This is a genomic window from Alcanivorax sp. (genome assembly GCF_014762765.1).
GTDB lineage: Bacteria > Pseudomonadota > Gammaproteobacteria > Pseudomonadales > Alcanivoracaceae > Alcanivorax.
In genome coordinates this window covers 8,597-17,265 of record NZ_JABURH010000193.1, presented here as the reverse complement: position 1 = coordinate 17,265, position 8,669 = coordinate 8,597, and the positions used below count along the sequence as shown (strand labels likewise).

Sequence of the window (8,669 nt, the reverse complement as noted above, 5' to 3'; positions counted from 1 at the left end):
CCCCTTGGTCACCTGGCTGCCCAGCTGAATCACGGTTTTGGAGGAGGCATTTCGCAGTGCCTGGGCGTCGGTGTTGGCGCAGATAAAATCCACCCCTTCCACACCGGAACGCACCATGTGATCCACGGCGTTACCGCCGCCGCCACCGACACCTACCACTTTAATGACCGCGCCATGCGGTACGCTGTCTTCCAGTTTGAATTGCATGGTTGATCTCCCGTTATTGCTTCCCTGTTACTACTTTGAACGTCATTTAACGTCGAATTGTCCCGGTGATGTTGCTGCGGCCCGGAACTGCCGCTTCCGCGAAAACTGTTAACCGGCCCGGGGAACTAGAAGTTGCCCTTGAACCAGTTTTTGAACCGCTCTACCCAGTTCACTTCCCCGCCACCGGCAAGGGCGCGGGCACTGGTGCCGTCCTTTTCCATGCGCTGGCCGTACAACAGCAGGCCCACCGCGGTGGAATAGATCGGGTTCTTGACCACATCGATGAGCCCGGAGATACCCTGCGGGGACCCCAGACGCACCGGCATGTGAAAGATTTCTTCGGCCAGATCCACCGCGCCCTCGATTTTGGAGGAGCCCCCGGTGAGCACGATGCCCCCGGGAATCAGGTCCTCGAAGCCGGAGCGACGCAGCTCCGCCTGGATCAGGGTGAACAGCTCGTCATAGCGTGGCTCCACCACCTCGGCCAGGTTCTGGCGGCTGAGGGTACGGGGCGGCCGGTCGCCCACGCTGGGCACCTTGATGGTTTCGTCCGCACCGGCCAGCTGGGTCAGCGCGCAGGCGTACTTGATCTTGATTTCGTCCGCGTGCTGCTTGGGGGTCCGCAGGGCCATGGCGATATCGTTGGTCACCTGATCCCCGGCAATGGGAATGTTGGCGGTGTGACGGATGGCCCCTTCGGTGAAGATGGCGATATCCGTGGTACCGCCACCGATATCCACGATGCAGACACCCAGCTCACGCTCGTCTTCAGTGAGAACGGCGTGAGCACTCGCTAACTGCTCAAGAATGATGTCATCGACTTCCAGGTTGCAGCGGCGCACACATTTCTCGATGTTCTGGGCGGCGTTCACGGCGCAGGTCACCAGGTGCACCTTGGCCTCCAGGCGCACACCGCTCATGCCGATGGGCTCGCGCACCCCTTCCTGGTTGTCGACCACATATTCCTGGGGCAGCACATGCAGGGTTTTCTGGTCCGCCGGGATCGCCACGGCCTGGGCCGCGTCAATCACCCGGTCGATATCTGCCTGGGCCACTTCCCGGTCGCGGATGGCGACGATGCCGTGGGAATTGAGGCTGCGCACATGGGAACCGGCGATGCCCGCATACACCGTATGAATGTGGCAGCCAGCCATCAGCTCGGCCTCTTCCACCGCCCGCTGGATGGAGCGCACGGTGGCTTCGATATCCACCACCACACCCTTCTTCATCCCCCGGGACGGCTGGGAGCCGATACCGACGATTTCCATGGTGCCATCGGCGGATGACTGACCGACGATGGCCACCACCTTGGAGGTGCCAATGTCGAGTCCGACAATCATGTTTTCTGATGCGTTTGCCATGTCATCCATTCTCCTAAAACTAGCTTTGCTCGCCCCAGGTCACCGCCATGCCATCGGCATAACGCAGGTCGACCCGGGTTACCCGGCGGCTGTCCGTGCTCAGCACACCGCGATAGAGCCGCACAAAGCGGCGCAGTTTGCTGGTGTACGCTTCACGGTCTACCACCAGCTGCATATCGTTGTTCAGGGTCAGGCGCGCGGTCAGTCGCGCGTTGACCTCCATGCTGCGAATACCCAGGTCCACATCTGCCAGCATCTTGCCCATGCTGTGATAGAACCCCATCACTTCCTCCAGCCGCTGCTGCGGTCCGCTCAGTCGCGGCAATCCGGCCAGGTCGTACTGCTTGAGCGCCTTGAACGGCTCACCGCTGTCTGAAATCAGCACGGTGTCATTCCACACCGCCACCGGGCGCCGCTCTTCCACGGTCAACACCACGGTATCGGGCCACTGCCGGCGAACGGAAACCCGCTCCACCCAGCTCAGGCCCTGTGCCTGCTGATAGATTTCCTCCAGCGGCACGGAAAAATAATTTTCGTCGCGAACCAGCGCCGCCAGGGCGGTCTGGATCTGCTGCTGACGGCGCACATCGGTGACACCATCGACACCCACCTTGCGCACCGGATAACCATCCAGTGCCGCCGGCAGATAGATCACACCGACCAACAACACCGCCGCCACCGTTCCCACCAGCATCCAGGGCACCGCTGCCGCCACCCGCTCGTTGAGCGGTACGCCGGCTTTCTTCACCGGCTTGCGGCGGGCCCCGCGCGGGGTCGCGGCCTGCTTAGCCATCACTCCGTTCCAGCGCATCCAGCAGGATTTCCCCCACCAGGGTGTCGAAATCCCGCCCGGCGGCCTTGGCTGCCATGGGTACCAGGGAGTGATCGGTCATTCCCGGTACCGTGTTCACTTCCAGCAACTGCCAGTGACCCTGCTCATCGCGCATCACATCCACCCGGCCCCAGCCCCGACATCCGGCCACCCGGAAGGCGGTCAGAGCCAGTTGGCGCAGGGCCTGCTCATCGGCCTCATCCAGCCCCGCCGGGCACAGATATTCAGTGCTGTTGGACTGGTACTTGGCTTCGAAGTCATAAAACGCATTCGGTGTCTTCAGGCGAATCGCCGGCAACGGCTCGTCGCCCAGGATGGCCACGGTGTATTCCGGGCCGTTCACCCAGGCTTCCACCAGCACATCGGAATCAAACTTTTCCGCTTCTTTCAGGGCCTGAACCAGCTGCTCGGCGTTATCCGCCTTGGCCATGCCAATGGACGAGCCCTCATGGGCCGGCTTGATCATCAGCGGAAAGCCCAGGTCCATATCATTACGGCCGGCCACATAAAACGCCGGGGTTGGCAAGCCGGCGCCTTTCCACAGTTGTTTGGTGCGCACCTTGTCCATGCCGATGGCGGAGGCCATCACCCCGGAACCGGTGTAGGGGATGCCCAGGTGTTCCAGGACGCCCTGGATAACGCCGTCTTCGCCGCCCCGGCCATGCAGGGCGATAAAGGCCGCATCAAACCCTTTCAGGGTATCCACGCTCTTGTGTGCCGGGTCCACCAACTCGGCGATCAGCCCCAGATTGCGCAGCGCCTGATGGACCGCCGCACCACTTTTCAGTGACACGGGGCGCTCGGCGGAATTGCCGCCGGCCAGTACCGCTACCCGGCCAACGCTGGCCAGTTGCTTCTTCAGCAGCACCTTATCCACGCTTGGCGCCTCCCTGTTCAGCCAGTTCTTTTGCAATGGCTCCCACATTGCCGGCGCCCTGGGTCACCAGCAGATCACCGTCCTGCAGTTGGGTGGCCAGAATGTCGGCCAGCTTGGCCGGATCATCCACGAATACGGGCTCCACTCGCCCACGCTTGCGGATGCTGCGGCACAGGGCGCGAGCATCGGCCCCGGGGATCGGGTCTTCGCCGGCGCCATACACTTCCAGCATCAGCAACACATCCACCCCGGAGAGCACATCCACGAAATCCTCGTAAAGATCCTGGGTACGGGTATAACGGTGGGGCTGGAACAGCATGGCCAGACGACGACCCGGCCAGCCGGCACGGATGGCATCGATGGTGACAGCCACTTCGCTGGGGTGGTGACCATAGTCATCCACCAGGGTCGCGCTGCCACCGTCGAAGTGATATTCGCCTTGCACATCAAAGCGACGGCCAACACCGGTAAAGTTATTCAGGCCGCGAATAATGGCGTCATCGCTGGCGCCTTCATCGGCGGCCACGGCGATGGCCGCCAGAGCATTGAGGACGTTGTGCTTGCCGGGCATGTGCAGCACCACATCCAGCGGCTCACCTTCCTTGCGGATCACCCGGAAAGACGTGGTCATACCCTGTTGCTGCACGTTCTCCGCACGCAGATCCGCATCGTCACTGAAGCCATAGCGGATCACTTGGCGATTGACCCGTGGCAGCAGCTTGCGCACCACCGGGTCATCCACACACATGACTGCCACGCCGTAGAACGGCAGGTTGTGCAGGAACTCGATAAAGGTGTTCTCCAGCTGGGCAAAATCCCCGCCATAGGTGTGCATGTGATCCGCTTCAATATTGGTCACGATGGCACTCATGGGCTGCAGGTGCAGGAAGCTGGCGTCGGACTCATCCGCTTCCGCCACCAGATAACGGCTCTGCCCCAGGCGCGCATTGGTCCCGGCGCTGTTCAGTCGCCCGCCAATCACGAAGGTGGGATCCATACCCGCTTCTGCCATGATGGCCGCGGTCATGGACGTCGTCGTGGTCTTGCCGTGGGTGCCGGCCACGGCGATGCCGTGACGGAAGCGCATCAGCTCCGCCAGCATCTGGGCCCGCGGCACCACCGGAATCCGGCGGGCATGGGCTTCCGCCACTTCCTCGTTTTCCGTGGTCACCGCCGTGGACGTTACCACCACGTCAGCGCCATCGATATTTTCTGCCCGGTGACCGATTTCCACCCGCACACCCAGGCCACGCAAGCGCTCTACGACCGCCGATTCCTTGATGTCGCTACCGCTGATGGCATAGCCCTGATTGGCCAGCACCTCGGCGATGCCACACATGCCCACGCCGCCGATACCCACAAAGTGGATACCGCTGATGCGCCGCATCTCGGGGACGATATGGATGTTGTCGTTATCGGCCATTGGCCACCTCCTCACACAGCGTGGCCGCGCGCTCGGCGCTGTCGGCCACGGCCTGCTCGCGAGCCCGCTGCGCCATTTGCGCCAGCAACCCGCGTTCTGCAACCGGTTTCAATATGCCCGCCAGGCTGGCGGCACTCATGTCCCGCTGGGGCAGCAACAGGGCCGCGCCCCGGTCTGACAGCCAGCGGGCATTCAATGTCTGATGATCGTCCACTGCCGTGGGCAGCGGCACGAACAGGGCCGCCACACCGGCGGCCGCCACTTCCGCGACGGTTAGCGCCCCGGCCCGGCAGATCACCAGATCCGCCCAGCCGTAGGCTTGTGCCATGTCGTCGATAAATTCACTGACCTGGGCGTCCAACCCCAACGCCTGGTAAATCGGCGCCGCTTCACTGGTACGGCCAGCACCACACTGGTGGCGCACCTGGATATCCTGGCCCAGTACCGCCAGCAGCAGTTCCGGCAGGTCCTGATTCAGCACCAGGGCCCCCTGGCTGCCGCCCAGTACCAGCACCCGCAGACCGCCCTGGTGCTGGGCATAACGACGAGACGGCTCTTCCAGATTGGCAATCTCGGCGCGTACCGGATTACCCACCCAGCAGGCACTCTGGGTGCCGAACGCCCCCTGGAAACCTTCCAGGGTCACGGTGGCCATCTTGGACAACAACCGGTTGGTCAGCCCCGGCACCGCATTCTGTTCGTGGACTACCACCGGCACCTTGCACAGGCGCGCGGCCAGGCCACCAGGACCACTGGCAAAACCGCCAAAGCCCACCGCCAGCAGCGGCTGGCGTTGGCTGATCAGGCTGCGCGCCTGCAGCACCGCGCGTAGCAGATTGAACGGGGCGGTGAGCTTGCGCTTGAGTCCGCCGCCACGCAACCGGGACACGGCCAGCTCGGCGATCTCGTAGCCGTACTGGCGAACCAGTTTGCCTTCCATACCGTTTTCCGCGCCCAGCCAGAGGATCCGGAAACCGCGCTCACGCAATTGATCCGCCACTGCCAGCGCCGGAAACACATGCCCGCCGGTGCCGCCTGCCATGATCAGGATGGTGCCGCTCATCGTGCCGCCCTCCCTCTCGCTTTCAGCTGCTCGGCTTCGGCGCCGGCACGCAGGATCAGCCCCACCATGGCGGAGAAGATCAGCAGTGAAGAACCGCCATAACTGATAAACGGCAGGGTCAGTCCCTTGGTAGGCAACAGGCCCATATTTACACCCAGGTTGATGAACACCTGGGAGCACAAGACGAAGGCGCAGCCATAAACCAGATAGGCGTGGTACAGCAGACCGCGGGTTTCCAGGCTGTGACCCAGGCGGAAGATGCGCCAGCCCAGCAGCACAAAGCCGCTGATCAACGCCAGATTCCCCAGCAAACCCAGCTCTTCGGCCATCACCGCGTAAACAAAATCGGTGTGGGCTTCCGGCAGGTAGAACAGCTTCTGCACGCTGTTACCCAGACCTACGCCATCCCAGTGGCCACGGCCAAAGGCGATCAGACTCTGGGTCAATTGGTATCCGGAGCCGTACTGGTCCGCCCAGGGGTCGGTAAAGGTCATCAGCCGCGCCACCCGATAGGGTTCGGCAAAAGCCACCAGGGCGCCCAGCGCCACCGCAGCCAGTCCAATCAACAAGAAGCGCAGGGTCGGCACCCCGGACAGGAACAACATGCCCATGGCGGTGATACCCAGCACCACCACAGCGCCGAAATCCGGCTCCAGCAGCAGCAGGATGGTCAGCACGCCAAGCAACGCCAGGGGTAGCAGAAAGGCCTTCCACTCGGTTTCCAGGGCCGCTTTGCGCTGGGCGATATACCCTGCCAGATACAGGACGAAACAGAGCTTGACGATTTCCGAGGCCTGAATGGTCAGGCCCGGCAGGGCAATCCAGCGAGTGGAGCCGTTGACCGTACGGCCCAGACCGGGGATGAACACCATCACCAGCACCACCAGCGCCACCGGCAACATCAAGAAGCGCAACCGCTCCAGCAACGCCAACGGCACCGCAAAATAAACAAAGGCACCGGCAGCCAGCCCCAGTGACAGATAGATGCCGTGGCGCAACGCATAATAGAAGGGATCGCCCAGCCGGGTTTCAGCAATCTGCAGGCTGGCAGATGAGACCATCACCAGACCGGCCAGCGCCAACAGGATGGCACTCCACATCAGGGTTTTGTCCAGGCCCCGGTTATCCAGCTTGAGGATCATGCGCTCAGTCATGGCACACCTCCCTGGCCCGGGCGGAGAAGTCATCACCACGGGCAACAAAGCTGGAATACATATCGAAAGACGCACAGGCCGGCGACAGCAACACCGCATCACCGGGTTGTGCCAATGCATGGGCCCGGGCCACAGCCGCTTCCATGTCGGCCACCAGCTCGCAAGGGGCAGCGGACATCCCCTGAGCCAGGGTACTGCGATCTTCACCCATCAGCAGGCCGGCGCGCAGATACTGGCGCGCCGGCTCTGTCAGTGGGGAGAAATCCTGACCCTTGCCCTGACCACCGGCAATCAGGATCACTTTGCCGTCGATGCTTTCACCGATACCGGTCAGAGCCGCCAGGGTGGCACCCACATTGGTCGCCTTGGAATCGTTGAACCAGCGCACGCCACCGGCTTCAGCCACCAGTTGGCAGCGGTGCGGCAAGCCGGTAAAGGCTTTCACCGTGGCCAGCGCCTTGTCACGGTTCAGGGACAAGGCATCGCTGATCGCCAGCACGGAAAGGATGTTCATGGCGTTGTGATGACCGGTGAGCGCCAGTTCGGACAGGGCCAGCAGTTGCTCGCCGCGACACAGCAACCGACCGTTCTCAGTATCCAGCCGGTAATCCGCTTCCGGATGAGCGCCAAAACTGATCTGGCGCGGCACCCCGGCAGGGGGACGGGTGGCCAGGTCATCCCGGTTCCACACCGCGACCTGGCAACCATCATAGATGCGCTGCTTGGCGGCCACGTAATCAGCGAAGCTGGCGTAACGATCCAGGTGATCCTGGGACACATTGAGAATGGTCGCCACTTCCGCGCTCAGGCTGTAGGTGGTTTCCAGCTGGAAACTGGACAGCTCCAGCACGTACAGGCGCGCCTGATCATCCAGCAGCTCCAGGGCCGGCACCCCCAGATTGCCGCCGATGCCCGGGTTCATGCCGCAGGCGTCAGCCACCTGGCCCAGCAGCGTCGTCACGGTACTCTTGGCGTTGGAACCAGTGATCGCCACCAGAGGCTCGCTGGCAGCACGGGCAAAAAGTTCCACATCGCCGATCACTTCCTTGCCAGCAACCACTTGCTCGGCAATAGCGGGGGTCGCCACTGCCACACCGGGGCTGACAATCAGACGACGGGCGTTGTTCATCCAGCCGGCCTTGAAACCACCGGTATGAATTTTCACGTTGGGGAATTCGGCGCGCAGGGCCTCCAGGCCGGCGGGTTCGGCACGGGTGTCCAGGGCGCGCACAGGCATCCCCTGGTCCGTCAGATAACGGATCACGGAACGCCCGGATACTCCCAGGCCAATTACCAGATCAAACCCGTCTTTCGCCATAAAGCTAACTCAATCCCCTATCGGATTTTCAGGGTCGCCAGACCCACCAGGACCAGAATTACGGTGATGATCCAGAAGCGCACAATGATCTTCGGCTCCGGCCATCCTTTCAGTTCAAAGTGGTGATGAATCGGCGCCATGCGGAACACCCGCCGGCCGGTGAGCTTGAACGACCCCACCTGCAACATCACCGAGACGGTTTCCATCACGAACACACCACCCATGATGAAAAGTACGATTTCCTGACGGACGATCACCGCCATCACGCCCAGCACTGCGCCCAGGCCCAACGCGCCCACATCGCCCATGAACACTTGTGCCGGATAAGCGTTGAACCACAGGAACCCGAGGCCGGCGCCACACAGGGCGGCAGAAATAATCACAAGTTCGCCGGCACCGGCCACATAGGGAATCTGCAGGTACGGAGCGAATTC

At 62.4% G+C, this 8,669-nt stretch carries 8 protein-coding genes and 1 pseudogene; all 9 read right to left on the bottom strand.

Features of this window, described 5'->3' with window-relative positions; all coding sequences use genetic code 11:
* A pseudogene (locus tag HUJ17_RS14865) lies at window positions 1-207 on the bottom strand (cell division protein FtsZ); the annotation flags it as partial.
* Between the two features lie 125 nt (window positions 208-332).
* Window positions 333-1,568 (bottom strand): cell division protein FtsA, encoded by a 1,236-nt coding sequence (gene ftsA, locus HUJ17_RS14860; RefSeq protein WP_035248224.1) that lies wholly within the window; start codon window positions 1,566-1,568, stop codon window positions 333-335.
* A 19-nt stretch (window positions 1,569-1,587) separates the two neighbouring features.
* The gene (locus tag HUJ17_RS14855) at window positions 1,588-2,361 is read right to left on the bottom strand and encodes a cell division protein FtsQ/DivIB (RefSeq protein WP_063509390.1); all 774 of its coding nucleotides are present in this window, start codon (window positions 2,359-2,361) and stop codon (window positions 1,588-1,590) included.
* On the bottom strand, window positions 2,354-3,277 hold the full coding sequence (locus HUJ17_RS14850) for a D-alanine--D-alanine ligase (protein ID WP_290511425.1): 924 nt from the start codon (window positions 3,275-3,277) through the stop codon (window positions 2,354-2,356). The genes HUJ17_RS14855 and HUJ17_RS14850 overlap by 8 nt, the downstream gene beginning before the upstream one ends.
* Window positions 3,270-4,700: a UDP-N-acetylmuramate--L-alanine ligase gene (gene murC, locus HUJ17_RS14845; protein ID WP_103916651.1), complete on the bottom strand. Its 1,431-nt coding sequence runs from the start codon at window positions 4,698-4,700 to the stop codon at window positions 3,270-3,272. The genes HUJ17_RS14850 and murC overlap by 8 nt, the downstream gene beginning before the upstream one ends.
* On the bottom strand, window positions 4,690-5,763 hold the full coding sequence (gene murG / locus HUJ17_RS14840; RefSeq protein WP_290511424.1) for an undecaprenyldiphospho-muramoylpentapeptide beta-N-acetylglucosaminyltransferase: 1,074 nt from the start codon (window positions 5,761-5,763) through the stop codon (window positions 4,690-4,692). Before murG ends, murC begins: the two co-directional genes overlap by 11 nt.
* A complete protein-coding gene (ftsW, locus tag HUJ17_RS14835) occupies window positions 5,760-6,917 on the bottom strand; it encodes a putative lipid II flippase FtsW (protein WP_290511423.1) in 1,158 nt (385 codons plus the stop codon). Before ftsW ends, murG begins: the two co-directional genes overlap by 4 nt.
* On the bottom strand, window positions 6,910-8,235 hold the full coding sequence (murD, locus tag HUJ17_RS14830; RefSeq protein WP_290511422.1) for a UDP-N-acetylmuramoyl-L-alanine--D-glutamate ligase: 1,326 nt from the start codon (window positions 8,233-8,235) through the stop codon (window positions 6,910-6,912). The genes ftsW and murD overlap by 8 nt, the downstream gene beginning before the upstream one ends.
* Before the next feature lie 17 nt (window positions 8,236-8,252).
* On the bottom strand, window positions 8,253-8,669 hold a 417-nt coding region (gene mraY, locus HUJ17_RS14825; protein ID WP_290511421.1), incomplete at its 5' end, for a phospho-N-acetylmuramoyl-pentapeptide-transferase.

Coding starts and splice junctions, on each gene's coding strand:
- ftsA (WP_035248224.1), bottom strand. CDS start 1,568: ATGGCAAACGCATCAGAAAACATGATTGTCGGACTCGACATTGGCACC.
- HUJ17_RS14855 (WP_063509390.1), bottom strand. CDS start 2,361: ATGGCTAAGCAGGCCGCGACCCCGCGCGGGGCCCGCCGCAAGCCGGTG.
- murC (WP_103916651.1), bottom strand. CDS start 4,700: ATGGCCGATAACGACAACATCCATATCGTCCCCGAGATGCGGCGCATC.
- murG (WP_290511424.1), bottom strand. CDS start 5,763: ATGAGCGGCACCATCCTGATCATGGCAGGCGGCACCGGCGGGCATGTG.
- ftsW (WP_290511423.1), bottom strand. CDS start 6,917: ATGACTGAGCGCATGATCCTCAAGCTGGATAACCGGGGCCTGGACAAA.
- murD (WP_290511422.1), bottom strand. CDS start 8,235: ATGGCGAAAGACGGGTTTGATCTGGTAATTGGCCTGGGAGTATCCGGG.